Origin of the sequence: Curtobacterium sp. 24E2 (assembly GCF_016925595.1) — a bacterium.
Taxonomy (GTDB): Bacteria; Actinomycetota; Actinomycetes; order Actinomycetales; family Microbacteriaceae; genus Curtobacterium.
In genome coordinates this window covers 478863-495722 of the sequence record NZ_CP068987.1, presented here as the reverse complement: position 1 = coordinate 495722, position 16860 = coordinate 478863, and the positions used below count along the sequence as shown (strand labels likewise).

General features: G+C 70.8%; 20 protein-coding genes and 1 pseudogene. 16 read left to right on the top strand and 5 right to left on the bottom strand.

Going from position 1 to position 16860, the window contains the following annotated elements; genetic code table 11:
• The first annotated feature begins 3 nt into the window (after positions 1-3).
• The 4 genes from JN350_RS02530 to JN350_RS02515 all read left to right on the top strand — a co-directional run bounded on the left by JN350_RS02530 (position 4) and on the right by JN350_RS02515 (position 4925).
• Positions 4-957 (top strand): carbohydrate ABC transporter permease, encoded by a 954-nt coding sequence (locus JN350_RS02530; protein WP_205463442.1) that lies wholly within the window; start codon positions 4-6, stop codon positions 955-957.
• A gap of 61 nt (positions 958-1018) precedes the next feature.
• Positions 1019-1825, top strand: a complete 807-nt coding sequence (locus tag JN350_RS02525; RefSeq protein ID WP_205463441.1) for a carbohydrate ABC transporter permease — start codon at positions 1019-1021, stop codon at positions 1823-1825.
• 53 nt (positions 1826-1878) lie between these two features.
• Entirely contained in the window at positions 1879-3156 is a 1278-nt protein-coding gene (locus tag JN350_RS02520; RefSeq protein WP_205463440.1) for a family 1 glycosylhydrolase, read from the top strand.
• Between the two features lie 86 nt (positions 3157-3242).
• Positions 3243-4925 (top strand): CBM35 domain-containing protein, encoded by a 1683-nt coding sequence (locus tag JN350_RS02515; RefSeq protein WP_205463439.1) that lies wholly within the window; start codon positions 3243-3245, stop codon positions 4923-4925.
• Positions 4926-5018: 93 nt separating this feature from the next.
• Here the strand turns inward: JN350_RS02515 and JN350_RS02510 are convergent, their stop codons facing one another.
• The gene (locus tag JN350_RS02510; protein WP_131877865.1) at positions 5019-5414 is read right to left on the bottom strand and encodes a MerR family transcriptional regulator; all 396 of its coding nucleotides are present in this window, start codon (positions 5412-5414) and stop codon (positions 5019-5021) included.
• A gap of 96 nt (positions 5415-5510) precedes the next feature.
• Here JN350_RS02510 and JN350_RS02505 point away from each other — a divergent pair, with 96 nt between their 5' ends.
• From JN350_RS02505 to JN350_RS02480, 6 genes are all read left to right on the top strand, one after another.
• Complete coding sequence (locus JN350_RS02505) at positions 5511-6212, top strand: SDR family oxidoreductase (protein ID WP_205463438.1); 702 nt, start codon at positions 5511-5513, stop codon at positions 6210-6212.
• Between the two features lie 150 nt (positions 6213-6362).
• A complete protein-coding gene (locus JN350_RS02500) occupies positions 6363-6821 on the top strand; it encodes a hypothetical protein (RefSeq protein WP_123339352.1) in 459 nt (152 codons plus the stop codon).
• A gap of 118 nt (positions 6822-6939) precedes the next feature.
• Positions 6940-7638, top strand: coding sequence for a GAF and ANTAR domain-containing protein (locus tag JN350_RS02495; RefSeq protein ID WP_205463437.1), 699 nt, complete (start codon positions 6940-6942; stop codon positions 7636-7638).
• A gap of 12 nt (positions 7639-7650) precedes the next feature.
• Positions 7651-8367, top strand: coding sequence for a GAF and ANTAR domain-containing protein (locus JN350_RS02490; RefSeq protein WP_123339354.1), 717 nt, complete (start codon positions 7651-7653; stop codon positions 8365-8367).
• 96 nt (positions 8368-8463) lie between these two features.
• A complete protein-coding gene (locus JN350_RS02485; RefSeq protein WP_205463436.1) occupies positions 8464-9555 on the top strand; it encodes a fatty acid desaturase family protein in 1092 nt (363 codons plus the stop codon).
• A gap of 81 nt (positions 9556-9636) precedes the next feature.
• Positions 9637-10437, top strand: a complete 801-nt coding sequence (locus tag JN350_RS02480) for a matrixin family metalloprotease (RefSeq protein WP_205463435.1) — start codon at positions 9637-9639, stop codon at positions 10435-10437.
• Between the two features lie 27 nt (positions 10438-10464).
• Here JN350_RS02480 and JN350_RS02475 read toward each other — a convergent pair whose 3' ends face one another.
• Positions 10465-11115 (bottom strand): SDR family oxidoreductase, encoded by a 651-nt coding sequence (locus JN350_RS02475; RefSeq protein ID WP_123339355.1) that lies wholly within the window; start codon positions 11113-11115, stop codon positions 10465-10467.
• Positions 11116-11222: 107 nt separating this feature from the next.
• Here JN350_RS02475 and JN350_RS02470 point away from each other — a divergent pair, with 107 nt between their 5' ends.
• Entirely contained in the window at positions 11223-11474 is a 252-nt protein-coding gene (locus JN350_RS02470) for a hypothetical protein (protein ID WP_205463434.1), read from the top strand.
• On the opposite strand, the gene JN350_RS02465 is transcribed toward JN350_RS02470, so the two are convergent.
• The gene (locus tag JN350_RS02465) at positions 11422-12282 is read right to left on the bottom strand and encodes a TetR/AcrR family transcriptional regulator (protein ID WP_205463433.1); all 861 of its coding nucleotides are present in this window, start codon (positions 12280-12282) and stop codon (positions 11422-11424) included. The genes JN350_RS02470 and JN350_RS02465 overlap by 53 nt on opposite strands.
• Before the next feature lie 89 nt (positions 12283-12371).
• Between JN350_RS02465 and JN350_RS02460 the strand changes: the two genes are divergently transcribed.
• The gene (locus JN350_RS02460; protein ID WP_205463432.1) at positions 12372-13115 is read left to right on the top strand and encodes an SDR family oxidoreductase; all 744 of its coding nucleotides are present in this window, start codon (positions 12372-12374) and stop codon (positions 13113-13115) included.
• Between the two features lie 113 nt (positions 13116-13228).
• Positions 13229-13291: pseudogene (locus tag JN350_RS20490) on the top strand (hypothetical protein); the annotation flags it as partial.
• A gap of 46 nt (positions 13292-13337) precedes the next feature.
• Here JN350_RS20490 and JN350_RS20485 read toward each other — a convergent pair.
• The gene (locus JN350_RS20485) at positions 13338-13523 is read right to left on the bottom strand and encodes a hypothetical protein (RefSeq protein WP_461964504.1); all 186 of its coding nucleotides are present in this window, start codon (positions 13521-13523) and stop codon (positions 13338-13340) included.
• 146 nt (positions 13524-13669) lie between these two features.
• Here JN350_RS20485 and JN350_RS20480 point away from each other — a divergent pair, with 146 nt between their 5' ends.
• The gene (locus JN350_RS20480; protein WP_461964348.1) at positions 13670-14197 is read left to right on the top strand and encodes an NAD-dependent epimerase/dehydratase family protein; all 528 of its coding nucleotides are present in this window, start codon (positions 13670-13672) and stop codon (positions 14195-14197) included.
• 36 nt (positions 14198-14233) lie between these two features.
• Here JN350_RS20480 and JN350_RS02450 read toward each other — a convergent pair whose 3' ends face one another.
• Entirely contained in the window at positions 14234-14932 is a 699-nt protein-coding gene (locus JN350_RS02450) for a carboxymuconolactone decarboxylase family protein (protein WP_205463431.1), read from the bottom strand.
• Between the two features lie 122 nt (positions 14933-15054).
• Here JN350_RS02450 and JN350_RS02445 point away from each other — a divergent pair, with 122 nt between their 5' ends.
• The gene (locus JN350_RS02445; protein WP_205463430.1) at positions 15055-16071 is read left to right on the top strand and encodes an aldo/keto reductase; all 1017 of its coding nucleotides are present in this window, start codon (positions 15055-15057) and stop codon (positions 16069-16071) included.
• On the top strand, positions 16068-16817 hold the full coding sequence (locus tag JN350_RS02440) for an SDR family oxidoreductase (protein ID WP_205463429.1): 750 nt from the start codon (positions 16068-16070) through the stop codon (positions 16815-16817). Before JN350_RS02445 ends, JN350_RS02440 begins: the two co-directional genes overlap by 4 nt.
• Positions 16818-16860: the final 43 nt, after the last annotated feature.

The following is a 16860-nucleotide window of genomic DNA, read 5'->3' as shown; positions in this document are numbered from 1 at the left end:
ACGATGACCACGCAGCAACTCGGCCGACGCCGTCCGTACCGACCACCGGGACAGCTCGGCGGCCGGACGCCCCTGAACGGGACCTTCCGCCGCCGTGCGACCGTCGTCGGATTCCTCGCACCCGCGATCGTCATCCTCGGGGCGTTCGTCCTCTGGCCGATGCTCTCCGCGCTGCGGTTGTCCTTCACGGACGCCAGCGGGTTCGGTGACCCGAGCTGGGTCGGCTTCGCGAACTACGTCCGGGTCTTCACCGACCCCGACGTGGTCCGCTCGATCGGCAACACGGCGCTGTACTCGGTGCTGTTCACGCCGGTCGCGATCGCCGTGGCGCTGGTGCTGGCGTTGGCGCTCAACCACCCGGCGCTGCCGTTCCGCGGGTTCTTCCGCTCGGCGCTGTTCCTGCCGTTCATCGTGTCCCTGGCGGTCGCCGCGTTCGCGTGGTCGTACCTGCTCGACCCGCAGATCGGCCTGCTGAACCACTGGCTCCAGGTGGGCGGCATCCGGCTCGGCAACGTCCTGCAGGACCCGGCCCTGGCGATGCCGACCGTGGTGCTCGTCGCGGTCTGGAAGAACTTCGGCTTCTACATGGTCATCTTCCTGGCGGGGCTCCAGGAGATCCCGACCAGCCTGTACGAGGCGGCGCAGCTCGACGGCGCGAACGGCCGCCAGCGGTTCGCCAACGTGACGTTCCCGATGCTCAGCAACACCATGGCGTTCGTCGTCATCGTCGCGCTCATCGCCGCACTGCAGGCGTTCGACCAGATCTACGTCCTGACCGGCGGCGGGCCGTACCGGTCCACCGAGACGATCGTCATGCAGATCTACCAGTCCGGGTTCAAGGACCTCGACCTCGGCTTCGCGTCCGCGCTGGCCTACGTGCTGCTCATCGCGACCCTGCTGCTGAGCCTCGTGCAGTTCCTGTTCTTCGGCAAGCGCGGAGAGGACACCGCATCATGACCGCACTCCCCGTCCGGCCACCGCGGTGCGGCGCAGGACCGTCGCCCGGCGCCCACCGTCGATGCGCTGGATCGGCTTCGCCGCGGTGCTCATCGTGACCCTCGCGGTGCTGCTCCCCGTGCTCGTCATCGTGTTCACGGCGTTCAAGCCGGCGAGCGAGGTGAACGCCTACCCGCCGACGCTGTTCCCGCACACGTGGACGCTCGACAACTTCCGAGCGATCTTCACGCAGCTGCCGTTCGGCCGGCTCATCCTGAACAGCTTCGCCTTCGCCGGCGGTGTGACGGTCTTCGCGCTGGCGTTCGACGCGCTCGCCGCCTACGCGCTGGCCCGGCTCGACTTCCGGGGCAGCAAGGTCCTGCTCATCGTGATCATCGCCAGCCTGATGATCCCGTTCCAGGCCACCCTGATCCCGATCTACCAGCTCGTGTCCGACCTCGGGTGGGTGAACACCTTCGCCGGCCTCATCGCACCGCGGGCGGCGGACGCCTTCGGGATCTTCTTCCTCCGGCAGTTCTTCGTGTCGCTCCCCCGCGACCTCGACAACGCGGCGCGCATCGACGGGGCGTCCGAGTGGCGGATCTTCCGGAGCATCATCCTGCCGAACGCCGTGCCGGCACTGCTCACGCTCGGCATCTTCACCTTCGTCAACAACTGGAACGACCTCCTCTGGCCGCTGGTGTTCACCACGGACCAGGACATGGGGACCATCACCTCGGGGCTGACCCTGCTGACCGGACCCGGCGGCATCATCCCGCAGGGCGTGATGATGGCCGGCGCCCTGATCGCCGTGCTGCCCCTCGCCGTCGTGTTCCTGCTCGTGCAACGCCGCTTCATCGAGAGCGTCGCCAGCACCGGGCTCAAGTGACGACGACTCCGCGACCTCCCTCCGGGAGTGCGCCCACCACGGAACGAGACACCATGCACTGGTCCGACGACGGACACCTGCACTTCGCCCTGGGCATCGAGGACACCTTCGTCCCGCAGGCCCGCCCGGGCGAGCGCCCCATCGACGAGTACGAACTCACCGACCACTACCGGCAGTACGCCGCCGACCTCGGCCTGGCCGTCGACGTGGGTGCCGAGCTGCTCCGCTGGGGTGTGCCCTGGTACCGGGTCGCGCCGGAGCCCGGCGTGTGGGACTGGTCGTGGGTCGACGGTGTCATGCAGCGGTTCCGCGAGACCGGTCTGCGCCCCGTCGTCGACCTGCTGCACTACGGCACACCGCTCTGGCTCGACGGCCAATTCGCGAACCCCGACTACCCGGCGCACGTCACGGAGTACGCCGCCCGGTTCGCCGCCCGGTACGGCGACGTCGCCACGGACTACACGCCCGTCAACGAGCCCGTGATCCACGCCCTGTTCTCCGGCGAGTACGGGTACTGGCCCCCGTACCTGACCGGTGCCGAGGGCTCCGCCCGCATCGCCTCGGCGCTGGCGAAGGGGTTCGTCTCCACCCAGCACGCGATCGCTCGTGAACTCGGTGACGCCGCCACCTTCGTGCACGTCGACGCCGGCATCCGGTACGTCGGCGACGTCGATGCCCCCGAGCACCGCGACACCGTGGCACGGCTCCGCGCCCAGACGTTCCTGGTCGAGGACCTCGTGACCGGCGGCGTCGACGACCACCACCCGCTCGTCGGACGGCTGCGGTCCGGCGGGGTCACCGACGACGACCTCGACTGGTTCCGCCAGCACGCGGTCCGGCCGGACGTGATGGGCGTCAACTACTACCCGCTGCACTCCACCGAGGTCTTCGAGGCCGGCGTCCACCACGGCGGCGGCTTCGCCGACCCGCGTCCGTACCGGGACACGGGGGCCGAGGGGCTCCGCGACGTCCTCACCACGTACGCCGATCGGTACGGCGCCCCGGTCATGCTGACCGAGACGTGCGTCACCGGGTCCGTCGACGCACGCATCGGCTGGCTCGACGACTCGGTGGCCGCCGTGCACGAGCTCCGTGCCGAGGGCGTCCCGGTGGTCGGGTACACCTGGTGGCCGCTGTTCGACATGTACGAGTGGACCTGGCGGCACACGGACGCACCCCGCCAGGAACACCTGCTCACGATGGGCCTCTTCGACCTCGTCGAAGACGGCGACGGCAGGCTCGACCGCCGTCGCAACCCGGTCGCCGACGCCTTCGCCGCGCATGCGCGGCAGGAACGAGCCGTGGCAGCGGCCCTGTCGGCGACCCAGTGACGGTCTGGAGGCGCGGGTCGGGTCGGTCCCGCGCCTCCAGTCCGTCTCCGCGCACCACCACTGCACCACCAACCGAACGGAGCACCATGTCCCTCCGCCTCGGCGCCGCTCCGGCGCCTCGTCGACGCCGAGCGCTCGCGCTCGTCGTCACCGCTGCCGCCGCTGCGGCGGCCCTCGTCGCCGGCGTCGCCGGCCCCGCTCCCGCCCAGGCGGTCACGACCGGCAACGGAGCCCTCGTGTACTCGCCAGCAGCGGGCACCGCCTTCAACCCCGAGGGCGGACGTGCTGCCGGCACGACCTACGCCAAGAACATCGTCCTGAAGAACAGCGGGTCGGCGAACGGGCAGCAGTTCGTCACGTTCGACCAGCTCGTGCTCGAGAACGGCGTGCAGGTCTACCCGATCTACCGCAGCACCGACAACGGCACCTCGTGGAGCCGCGTCGCCACCGTGAAGCCGAGCACGCAGTTCCCGACGCTCACCCGCACCGCGCAGCCCTCGCTGTACGAGACCCCGATCCAGCTCGGCACCATGCCCGCCGGCACCCTGCTGCTGAGCGGGATGATCATGCCGACCGACCGGTCGAGCAGCCGCCTGGTCATGTACAAGAGCCTCGACCACGGGCTGACCTGGTCGTTCGTGAGCACCGTCGACACCGGCGGGCCCGCCACCTACGACCCGAGCCCGACGTCCACCACCTCGACGGTCTGGGAGCCGTCCGTCGCGGTCGACGCCGACGGCGGCCTCGTGACGTACTTCTCGGACGAGCGGCAGAAGGCGAAGGGCGTCCTGCAGGCCGTCAGCTACCGACGCTCGACGGACGGCGGTCTCACCTGGGGTGGCCTGGTGAACGTGTCGGCACCGACGAACAAGAGCGACCGGCCGGGCATGATCACGGTCACCCGGATCCCGAACGGCAACTACGTGGCGACGTTCGAGGTCGTCAACCGACCGAGCCAGACGAACAACACCGCTCCCGTGTACTTCAAGACCTCGCCCGACGGGCTGACCTGGAGCCCGGAGACGAGCATCGGGACCAAGATCGCGCTGCCGGACGGCCGTGGTGTCGGGTCCTCGCCCGAGGTCCGCTGGGTCCCGACGACGGGCAACGCGAACGGCATGATCGTGGTGTCGTCGAAGTGGTCGCTCGACAGCGCCGGCAACATCGACGGCGGGCAGAACTTCGTCGTCAACCGCAACCAGGGCTCCGGCTCGTGGGAGCAGCTGCCCTACGCCGTGACCTACGACGCCCGCGACGCCGAGGGCGGCACGTTCAGCGGGTTCGCCCAGGGCTTCGACTCGAGCGCGGACGGCAAGACGCTCTACCAGGCGACGAACGTCGAGAACCTGACGACGACCTACAACGACGTGCGGGTCGGGTCGATCCCGATCAACGCCCTGCGGTACGAGGCCGAGTCGGCGGTGCGGAGCGACACGAGCACGGTCACCCAGGCCGACGCCGTCGGCGGCGCGAAGGTCGGCAACATCAACAACGCGACCAGCTCCGTGCAGTTCACGGTGCAGGCGGCGACCGCGGGCACGTACACCGTCAACGTCCGCTACGACAACGGCACCGGCGCGACGAGCACGCACGCGCTCGCCGTCAACGGAACGTCGGCCGGGACGGTCAGCTACGCGCCGACCGTCAACTGGGGGCGCTTCGGGTGGGCGCAGAAGACCGTCACCCTGAAGGCCGGCGCGAACACGCTGACCTTCACGAAGGGCACCGGGTTCGCGGAGCTGGACCAGATCCAGGTGTTCCAGCCCTGACGCCGCGGCCGTCGCCCTGGTGGTGACCAGGGCTCCGGACGGGAGGCCCGTGGCGGACCCGCCACGGGCCTCCCGTCCGTCCCGCACCACGTCTCAGGCCGCGACCGCTCCGTCTGCCGGCTCGCGCAGCGCCGGGCAGTGCTCGGCAGTCGGGTGCTCGCTGATGGCGATGACCTCGTCGAGCCGGCCGCGCGCGGCCTCGAGCTCCGCCATCTGCGCCGTGATCCGGTCGCGCTCGGCGACGAGCAGCGCGAACGACTCCGGCGTCGCGTGCCCGCTGTCCACGCACGGCAACAGCTGCACGATGGTGCGGCTCGGCAGACCGGCGGCGAACAGCTGCTGCACGAGCTGGACCCGTTCGACCGCCGGGGTGTCGTAGACGCGCTGCCCGCTGGTGGTCCGCGACGCCGTGAGCAGTCCTTGCTCTTCGTAGTAGCGCAGTGAGCGCACGCTGGCGCCCGTCTCTGCGGCGAGGTCGCCGATCCGCATGCGGTCTCCGATCCGGGGCTTGCCCCTGACATGGATGTGAGGTCTTAGCGTAACCGAGCCGCGGCGGGAGACACCCGCGCGGCAGGAGGAGACACCATGGACATCGCTGGATCGGTCGCACTCGTCACGGGCTCGAACCGGGGCATCGGACGCCGCTTCGCCCTGCAGCTGCTGGAGCGCGGCGCCACGAAGGTCTACGCGACCGCCCGCCGACCCGAGCTCGTGGACATCGAGGGCGTCGTGGCGCTGCCGCTCGACATCACCGACCAGGCGTCGGTCGAGGCGGCGGCAGCAGCTGCCGGCGACGTCACCCTGCTCGTGAACAACGCGGGCATCTCGACGACGGGCTCGCTGCTCACCGACGACCTGACCGATGCACGCCGCGAGATGGACACGCACTACTGGGGGAACCTCGCGATGATCCGGGCGTTCGCGCCGGTGATCGAGCGGAACGGCGGCGGCGGCATCGTGAACGTCCTGTCCGCACTGTCCTGGTTCGTCTACCCGGGATCCGGCGCGTACGCGGCGGCGAAGGCCGCCGAGTGGAACCTGACGAACGCCGTCCGGTTGGAGCTCGCCGGCAAGGGGATCAGCGTGCAGGGGCTGCACCTCGGGGCGGCGGACACGGACATGATGGACGGCTACGAGGGGCCGAAGGTCGACCCGGCCGACGTGGCGCGGGCCGCGCTGGACGGCGTCGAGCGGGGCGCGGCCGAGGTCGTCGTCGACGAGTGGAGCAGTGCGGTGAAGGCGTCGCTGTCGCAGGACCCGTCGGCGTTCTACGCGCAGTTCGCCTGAGTGGCGTGGCGCCGGGGCGTGGCGGAGCCCCGGCGCCGGGTCGCGGCTGGGAGTGCTCACATCCGCGGGTCCCACACTGACGCCACGGTGTCGCCGTACCGAGTCCGAGATCCTCTCGAGCTCCCGCGGGGAGCCGCCAAGGGAGTCATCATGACGGACCAGTCCGAGGCGGCCTCGACGCCGCTCGCGCTCACGAGTGTGGTGGCCTCCGGCCTGCCCACCGAGCTCGGCAAGCCCACGGCGGCGAAGTACTACGACGTCCCGGCGGTGTTCAACCGCCGACCCGACGCAGCCGAGATGGCCGGCCTGCGCGGTGCCGACGGACACGCGCAGCTCGTCACGGCCGGTTACCCCGACGTCACGCTCGACGTGCAGGACCGGCGTCTCGTCATCGGCAACACGAACCTCGGACAGCTCGAACGCGGTCTCGCCACGGTGGTGGCGACGATCGTCGACGTCGTGAGCAGGGCGTCGTTGTTCGACAAGGAGCAGGTCCGTGACGCAGCCCGCATCGAGTTCGACGACCGTACGGCCCGGGCGCGCGAGGTCACGCGGGCGGCGGAGCGGATCCACTTCGTGCCGGAGCCGTCGCGCGTCAGCGCGGGCTGACCGTGTCCGCGCGGGCCGACGTGGCCGGCGGGCGACGCCCGCGGGGCACTGCGCTAGCGTTGCAGCACGCGGGGACCGGATCAGCCCCGCGTTCACGGACCCGGATGGTTTCCTCGCGATGAACGACTTCACGACGGCAGTCTCCGCACTGCAGGCCGCACCCGACGGCACCGACATGTGCCCGCCGTTCCTGACGACGCTGCCCGTGACCGGGGTCGGCATCTCCACCCTCGGCAACCCACTCGGGTCGGCGACGGTGTGCGCGAGCGACGCGCGCGCCGCGCGGATCGACGAGATCCAGTTCGACCTCGGCGAGGGCCCGTGTTGGCAGGCGTTGACGACCCGCCGCCCGGTCCTGGAGCCCGACCTGTCCGGCACGACGAACACCGACTGGCCGCTCGCGCTCGAGGAACTCCTGCGCGCCGGAGTCGGGGCGGTGTTCTCGTTCCCGATGCGCATCGGGACGATCCCCGTCGGCGCCGTCGACCTGTCCGTGGACAGCGAGCGCACCCTGACCGTCGGGCAGATCCGCGGCGCCGTGGAGCTCACCGAGGTCGCAGCCCGTCGGGTGCTCCGCGGTGCCCTGCTCGCCGCGGCCGCCGACGGCCGTGCCGACATGGGCACCAGCCGCTACTCCCGACGAGAGGTGCACCAGGCGACCGGCATGGTCGCAGCACAGCTCGGGGTGGACGTCACCGACGCCCTCCTCGTGCTGCAGGCGCACGCCTTCGCCACCGAACGCACCGTCCGCGACGTCGCCACCGACGTCATCGCTCGCCGCATCGACCTCGCCCGGCCGTACGGTTCCGAGAACTGAGGAGCACGCACCATGGCACCGACCCGCGAGCGCCGGCTCATCGACACCTTCGTCACGCTGACCGACACCCTCGTCGACGAGTACGACGTCGTCGACCTCCTGCAGAACCTGGTCGACAGCGTCGTCGACATCTTCGACGCCTCGGCGGCCGGCATCCTGCTGGCCAACCAGCACCAGGAACTCGAGGTCGTGGCGTCGACCAGTGAGCGGTCCAGCTTCGTCGGACTCCTGCAGCTCGACGCCGGCGAAGGACCGTGCGTGGAGTGCTTCGCGACCGGGCGTCCGGTGTCCGTGAGCGACCAGGCGGAGATGCAACGCCGGTGGCCGACGTTCGCCGCCGCGTCCGCCGAGTCGGGGTACGCGTCGGTGCACGCGATCCCGATGCGGTTGCGGGACACCACGCTCGGGTCGCTCAACCTGTTCCGCGAGACCGAGGGGGCGCTGAACCGCGACGACGCCCTCGCTGCACAGGCCCTGACCGACGTCGCGACCATCAGCATCCTGCAGCAGCGGACCCTGCAACACGCAGCGCTGACGCAGGCGCAGTTGCAGCGAGCCCTCGACAGCCGGGTCGTGATCGAGCAGGCCAAGGGGTTCGTGGCGTACACGCACTCGGTCGACACCGAGGCGGCGTTCGAACTGCTGCGGCAGTACGCGCGGTCGAACCAGGAGCGCCTCGCCGACGTCGCCCGCGCGATCGTCGAACGCCGTCTGGTCCTCCCCGCCTGATCCCGTGTGTCCCCGGTCCGGGCCGGCGTACGATCACCAGCAAGTCGTAGCCCCGGACCCCGGTTGCAGCCGCAGCACTGGATCCAGGAGGAAACCATGGGCGACGAACTGGTCGTACCGACGGGCTACCGGAAGACCGAACGACGGTCGGCTCGGACCGACACCACCTCGACGTACACCGCGCTGCTGGCGCAGGTCCGTTCCGCCGGGCTGCTCGGACGCCGTACGGGCTGGTACTGGGGGCTCATCGCCGGGCTCGCCGTGCTGCTCGTCCTCACCGGCGGGGCCTTCGCCGTGCTGGGTGGCTCGTGGTACCAGCTGATCGTGGCCGGCGTGCTCGGCGCGCTGTTCACGCAGTTCGCCTTCCTGTCGCACGAGGCAGCGCACCGGCAGGTCTTCGCGTCGCACCACTGGAACGACCGGGCGGCCCGCTACGCCGGCACGTTCCTGACCGGGATCAGCTACGCGTGGTGGATGAACAAGCACACCCGGCACCACGCCAACCCGAACACCGTCGGCAAGGACCCCGACATCTCGTTCGACGCGATCTCGTTCCGGCCCGAGGACGCTGCCAGCCGGACCGGGTTCCTGCGGGTGCTCGTCCGGGTGCAGGGCTACGCGTTCTTCCCGATGCTCCTGGTCGAGGGCGTCAACCTCCACTGGCAGTCGATCCGCACGTACACCAGCCGTGGCCCGGTGAAGCGACGGTGGGCCGAGGGATCGGTCTTCGTCGGCCGGTTCGTGCTCTACCTCGGTGTCGTGTTCTGGTTCCTGCCGGTCGGCATGGCCTTCGCGTTCCTCGGTGTGCAGCTCGCCGTGTTCGGGTTCCTCATGGGGATCGCGTTCGCGCCGAACCACAAGGGCATGCCCGTCATCGAACCCGGTCGCCGCGTGGACTTCTTCTCGCGCCAGGTCCTGACCTCGCGCGACATCGGCGGCGGCGCCTGGGTCGAGTACTTCATGGGCGGCCTGAACCACCAGGTCGAGCACCACCTGTTCCCGAGCATGGCCCGACCGAACCTGCGGGCCGCCCGGGACATGGTCCGGAAGTACTGCGCCGACCAGGGCGTGCCGTACACCGAGACGACGCTGGTGCACTCCTACGTCATCGTGGTCCGGTACCTCAACGAGGTCGGTCTGGCGGCTCGCGATCCGTTCGCGTGTCCGATGGTCGAGCGGCTGCGCTGACCGATCGCGGCGGCACCCGCGCAGGCGGCGGCGCCGAGCGCGTCGGCGGCCGGCAGCCGTTGCGCCGCGGGGACGCTGTCGGTGCAGACGCTCCGGACGGGGTGGACGGTCTCGTCGGCCACGGTCACGCTGGCGGACGGACGCACGTTCTCCGTGCCAGCGCCCGGTGAGAGCGTCATCGCCAACACCGGCACCGGCGGTGTCGCGGTCCGCATCGACGAGGCGTGGAGCGGTTCGGCCCCGGCGGTGCGCCACGAACAGGCGAGGAGCGCAGCAGCCAGCGCCGCAGCGCCGAGCGCCACGACCGCGGCCATCACCAAGTGCACCAGCACGGCCAACGCACGGAACGGGTACCGCTGGTCGAGCACCGTGAAGTGGTACTACAACGAGTCCGGCCAGAAGTCGTCGTACGCCAAGGACGCCCTGCGCAAGGCGGCGAACACCTGGACCGGCACGATCACGTCGTGCGGCCGCACCGTGACCTCGTCGGCGCGGAACTCCTACGTCCGCCTCGCGACCCAGGCCCCCGGACTGACCGACAAGGGCGGCTGCGCGGCGAGCAACGGCTACAGCGTCGTCGGCTGGGGCAAGCTGCCCTCCGGCACCCTCGGGGTGACGTGCGTCTGGTACGACGGCAACGGCATCGCGAAGGAGTCCGACCAGCGGTACGCCACGAGCTACAACTGGAGCTCGACGGCGACCTGTTCGGGCACCCGCTTCGACACCCAGGCCGTCGCCACCCACGAGTGGGGACACCTGTACGGACTCGGCCACGTGCAGACCGGCACCGATCAGGTCATGGAGCCGTCCGGCGGCTACTGCGACACCGGCTCACGCACGCTCGGGTTCGGCGACATGACCGGCATCGCGGCGATCTACTGAGGCGCGGCTGCGGGCCGCGCCCCGTCGTCAGACCGCGTCGGCGCGCAGGAAGTCCGCGATCGGGGTCGATCCCGAGTTGAACCGGATGGTGTTGCCGGCCGTGCCGGGGGTCTCGAGCACGTCGGCGATCACGTGTGCGACGTCGCCGCGCGGCACGTCGCTCGACGAGCCCGCCCAGTCGACCGAGCCGGTGGCCTCGTCGTCCGTCAGGGTGCTCGGCGCCACGATGGTCCACTGCAGCCCGGAGTCGCGCACCACGGCGTCGGCGACCGCCTTCGACTGGGCGTACGCGAAGAAGTCGTTGTCCTGCGGTACCCCGTGGTCGAGCTGCGACCCGGACCACGACACCATGACGTAGCGGTCGACCCCGGCCTGCTTCGCGCCCTGCACCGACAGGATCGCGGCGTCGCGGTCGATCGCCCACGTGCGGTCGGCGGACCCGCCGCCGGCACCGGCCGACCACACGACGGCGTCGTGCCCGTGGACGAGCTCCGCGAAGTCGGTCAGGGACTGCTGCTGGATGTCCGCGACCCGGGGTTCGCCGCCGTGGGCACGGATCTCGTCGGACTGGTCCGCGTCGCGGATGACCGAGGTAACGGTGTGGCCGCGGTCGCTGAGGATGCGGGTGGTGAGGAGTGCGACCTTGCCGTGGCCGCCGAAGACGATGACGTTGCTCATGCGGCGGACGCTACTCGGGCCAGCTCAGTACCCGCAGTCCGTGAGGACCCTCGGAGCGCTCGCGGCCTGCGTGCGTACGGTCGGACCTGACCACGTCTGGAGACACGATGAGCACGCAGCACGAGCAGCACACCCTGGTCCGCACCCTGGTGCTCGGCATCCTGAGCGGCGGCCGCAGTGCCACCCCACTCGCGGTGCTGGCGCTGAACCACGACCGGTCCTCGTTGAAGGGGTCGTGGCAGGACTGGAAGGTCTTCAGCACCCCGCTCGGCCGCGGACTCCTCGTCGCCTCGGCCGTCGGTGAACTCATCGGCGACAAGCTGCCGATGACCCCGAACCGCATCTCCCCGCCGGCCTGATCGGCCGCATCGGGTCCGGAGCGCTCGTCGGCGCAGCACTCGGCACGACCGGCAAGCGCGACCTGCGCATCGAGGGCGCGATCCTCGGCGGCGTCGGCGCGATCGTCGGGTCGTTCGTCGGGTGGGGTGCCCGCAAGCTCGTCGGTGCCACCACCCGCCTGCCCGACCCGGTCGTGGCGCTCGCCGAGGACGCCGCGACCATCGCCGGCTCCGTGAAGGTCATCACCGCCGACTGATCAGCGCGAGGCGGCGGGCGGCACGCCTCACCGCGCGGCGAGCACTCCGGCGGTCGCGAGCCGGACACGTTCCCGGGCTCGCTCTTCGTCGTCCCCGAACCGGTCGACCCCCACGACACCGTCGTCAGCAGTTCGAACACCGCAGCGGCCTCCACCGCGGACGCGGTTCCCGCCGCCCGAGCACGATCGAGCAGCTCCGCGGTGCGCGCGGTGAGTCGTGCGCACAACGTCCGGATCGGGGAATCCTCGTCCTCGATCGCGTCGGCGATGCACGACGGCAGGTTCTGCCACACGCGCAGCTGCCACGTCAGCCGGAACATCCACTCGCGCAGCGCCACGTCGGCGTCGAGGGCATCCAGTTCCGCCGACTCGTCGATGATCGCGCGCACGCTGTCGTCCATCACGGCTGCGAGCAGGTCGTCGCGGGTCGGGAAGTTCCGGTAGAACGTCGCGTTCCCGACCCCGGCGCGGGTGGCGATGCCGTCGATGGGCGCGAGGATGCCGTCGGCGTCGAACACCTCGCGCGCTGCGGCGAGGATCGCGTCCCGGTTCCGCTGGGCATCGGCACGCATGCGCACTCCTGGGTTGACGTAAGTGGGGACAATCCCCACATAATGATCCGGGAGCTTCCCCGTTTCGTCAGCCTACTGCAGGAGTGATCATGTCCAACCAGCTCGAGAACCGCACCGTCCTCGTCACCGGCGCCAACGGTGGCCTCGGAAGCGAGTTCGTCCGGCAGGCACTCGACGGGGGCGCGCGTCGGGTCTACGCAGCGGCTCGCTCGCCGCGCGCGTGGGAGGACGACCGCGTCGAGCCGCTCGTGCTCGACCTCACCGACCCGTCGTCGATCGTGGCCGCAGCGGCGGTGGCATCGGACGTCGACCTCCTGGTGAACAACGCGGGCATCGCGCCGGCGACGGACGCGTCCATCGCTGCACCGTCGGACGAGTCGCTCGAGGAGGTCTTCGCGACCAACACCTTCGGCACCATCCGGATGTCGGCCGCGTTCGCACCGATCCTGGCGGCGAACGGCGGTGGTGCGGTCCTCAACGTCCTGTCGCTCGCCGCATGGACCCCGGTCCCCACCGTGTACGCCGCATCGAAGGCAGCTGCCTGGTCCGCGACCAACGGGCTCCGCGTGGAGCTCGCACCGCAGGGCACCACCGTCACTGGGCTCATCGTGGGCATGGTGGACACGGCGATGGGAGCTCGGTTCGACGTCCCGAAGTCCCGTCCGGAGGACGTCGTCGCCCAGGCCTACGAGGGCACCGTCGCCGGCGTCTACGAGGTCCTCGCCGACGACGACTCCCACTTCGTGAAGGGTCTGCTGTCGCAGCCCGCCGAAGCACTCGCCGCCGCGACCGAGGCCGCGATGCGCGCCGTCGTCGCGGAGCCCTCCGCGTAGCGGGCGGAGGCACCGCGTCGCGCGCTCTTCGTGAGCAGGAACGGTCGAGTCGCCCATGCGCACACGACCGTTCCTGCTCACGATCCGAAGCGGCTCGGCCTACCGTGTGCCGCATGCGCATCGTCGTCATCGGAGCCACCGGCCACATCGGCACGTTCCTCGTCCCCCGTCTCGTCCGCGCCGGCCACGAGGTCGTGGCCATCAGTCGCGGCACCAGCACCCCTACGCCGACTCCCCGAGTGGCAGCAGGTCGAACGCGTCACCGCGGACCGCGAGCAGGAGGACCGCGACGGCACGTTCGGAGCGCGGATCGCCGCGCTCGGCGCCGCAGCCGTCGTCGACCTCGTCTGCTTCACCGAGTCGTCCGCCGCCGCCCTCGTCGAAGCGCTCCGCGACACGGGAACGCACCTCGTGCACTGCGGATCGATCTGGCGCGCGGGTGCATCCCGTGTGCTGCCGATCACCGAGGACGACTTCACGCCGCCCTTCGGCGACTACGGCGTGCAGAAGGACGCGATCGCCCGGATGCTCAAGAAAGAAACCGCGTCAGGGGTTTGGCGACGACGACGCTGCACCCGGGTCACATCAGCGGTCCGGGCTGGGTGCCGATCGGTCCGCTCGGCAACCTCGACCCGTCGGTGCTGACGAGGTTGTCCGCCGGCGACGCGATCGAGGTCCCCGGCCTCGGTGCCGAGACCATGGCCCACGTGCACGCGGACGACGTCGCGCAGGCCTTCCAGCTCGCCGTCGAACACCGCGGGTCGGCGGTCGGCGAGGACTTCTTCATCACGGCCCCGACGGCGCTCACCGCGCGTGGGTACGCCCACCTGGCAGCGTCGTGGTTCGGACAGGAGGCCCGGCTCGAGTCCGTCAGCTGGGACCGGTTCCGCGAGACCACGACTCCAGAGCACGCTGGCGCCAGCTGGGAGCACCTGTCACGCAGCCAGGTGTTCAGCGTCGAGAAGGCCCGCCGTCTGCTCGGTTACGCGCCCGGGTTCACCGCCGAACAGACGGTGCTCGACGCCGTCCGCTGGCAGGTCGAGCACGACCAGCTCGAGGTCGCCGGGCCCCTCGTCGTCTGAGGAGCGCGCCCCCACCACGGCGTTGCTCTTGCACCGTCAAGCGACCGGCGCACCCTCGTTCACGGCGGCGAGCCCGTTGAGCGTCCGAGGGTAGCCGATCACCGGCACCAGGACGGTGAGCACGGCGAGCAGCTGCTGCCGGGTGTTCCCGACGTGCAGGTTGCCCGCGACGTGTCCCGTGACCTGCGCGTCCGCACCGCCGAGTGCGACGAGGACCGCGAACGTCAGCAGCTCACGCGTCGGCAGGTCGAGCCCGTCCCGTCCGACGGTGTCGCCGAAGCAGTTGCCGGACAGGAACCGCTGGAAGTGCACGGTGTCGTCGGCCGCGTTCTCGTACATCGCGTCGACTCGTCCGGCGCCGACGACGGCGCTCTGGACTGCACGGCCCCGTTCGAGTCGGTCGCCGGGGGTGGTCGTCGACCGACCCGGCAACGGCAGCTCGACACCGCGCGCGGTCAGCACGTCGTTCGTGATCGTGAGGAAGTCCGAGGCGCGCGCGGACCCGACGTAGGCGACGGCCTGGTAGCCGATCTCCTTCGCCTCGACCGGGGTCAGCGAGCCGTCGAGCGCGGTGCCGAGCAGCTGTCGGAAGGCGGTCTGCGTGCCGGCGGCGATCATCGCGCCGAGCTGCACGACCGCGCGGTCGTGGCTGCTGAGCGACGCGTGCTGCAGCGTCTCGTCCACGAAGTCGGCGTGGTACTGGGCGAACTCGGGGTCGGTCTCGGCGAACGTCATGTCCCCGACGCTACGACCGCCCCGCCGACCGAGGGAGGTACGGGCCTCCCCCTTTCGCCGTGGGTGACCGGCCTAGCGTGGCAGCCGTGCCCGGCGAGACCCGCGGGCACGGAGAGGAAACCATGGAGTACCGCCAGCTCGGACGCACCGGCGTCGAGGTGAGCCCGCTCGCTCTGGGCACCATGATGTTCGGCCCGTGGGCGAACGCCGACGTCGACGACTCGATCCGGATCATCCACCGCGCCCTCGACGCGGGCATCAACTTCGTCGACACCGCCGACGCCTACTCGGACGGCGTCTCCGAGGAGATCGTCGGCAAGGCCGTCAAGGACCGCCGTGACGACGTCGTGCTCGCCACCAAGTTCTTCATGCCGATGGGTGAGGGCCCGAACCGCTCCGGCGGCTCGCGCCGCTGGATCATGCAGGAGGTCGAGAACTCCCTGCGCCGCCTCGGCACCGACCACATCGACCTGTACCAGGTGCACCGTCCGTCCCCGACGACGGACGTCGAGGAGACCCTGGGCGCACTGACCGACCTGGTCCGCCAGGGCAAGGTCCGGAACATCGGATCGTCGTCGTACTCGGGCGCCGAGATCGTCGAGGCCCAGTGGACCTCGGAGCGCCGTGGCCTGGAGCGCTTCCGCACCGAGCAGCCGCCGTACTCGATCCTGGTGCGCGGCATCGAGGAGGACGTCCTGCCGACCACGCAGCGCTACGGCATGGGCACCCTCGTCTACAGCCCGCTCGCCGGCGGCTGGCTCAGTGGCCGCTGGCGCAAGGACGCTCCCGGCACCCCGACGGCGAAGCACCGCCCCGCGGCCCGGTTCGACATGTCGACGCCCGCGAACCAGCGGAAGCTCGACGTCGTCGAGGAACTCGCACTCCTGGCCGAGTCGCAGGACATGTCCCTCATCGAGATGTCGTTGGCGTGGGTGATCCGGCACCCCGGCGTCACGAGCGCGATCATCGGCCCGCGCACCATGGAGCAGCTCGAGTCGCAGCTCCCCGCCGCCGACCGCGTGCTCAGCGACGAGGTCCTGGACCGCATCGACGAGCTCGTCGCACCGGGCGTCACGATCAACCCCGATGACAACAGCTACGGGCAGCACACCCTGGTGCCCGCCGCACGTCGCCGGTGAGCGGCCTGACGGTCCTCGTCGTCGGGGCGACCGGCAGCGTCGGTCGCCTCGTCGTCGCGGAGTTGGTGCGCCAGGGGCACACCACCCGTGCCCTCGTGCGTGATGGGTCGCGGGCCGGTCGGCTCGACCCGGCCGCCGAGGTCGTCGTCGGCGACCTCACCCGCGCGGACTCGCTCCGCGACGCGGTGGCCGGCATCGACGCCGTGGTGTTCACGCACGGTGCGGCCTACGGCAGCGACGACGCCGAGGCAGTCGACTACGGCGCGGTCCGGAACGTCCTGACCGCGCTCGACGGTCGCCCGGTGCGCATCGCGCTGATGACGAGCATCGGCGTCACGCGACGCGGTACGACGCACGACTGGAAGCGCCGCGGCGAACGACTCGTGCGCGCCTCCGGCAACGCGTACACGATCGTCCGGCCGTCGTGGTTCGACATGAACGGCCCGGACCAGCTCGAGGTCACGTTCCTGCAGGGCGACACCCGTCACGCGGGCAGCCCTGCGGACGGGGTGATCGCCCGGCGGCAGATCGCGCGGGTCCTGGTCGACGCCCTGACCACGGAGACCGCTGTCGGCCGGACGCTCGAACTCGTCGCCGAGCGCGGTCCGGAGCAGGCCGACCTCGGGCCGGTGTTCGCGGCGCTCGACCCGGACACGGGTGTCGACGGCATCCGCGACCAGGAGAACCAGCCGCTCGACGCGGAACCCGCGGTGGTCCGTCAGGACCTTGCGGACGCACGCGGCTGACCGGACACGACCGAGTGGCAGACGGGAGGCCCGTGACCAGCTA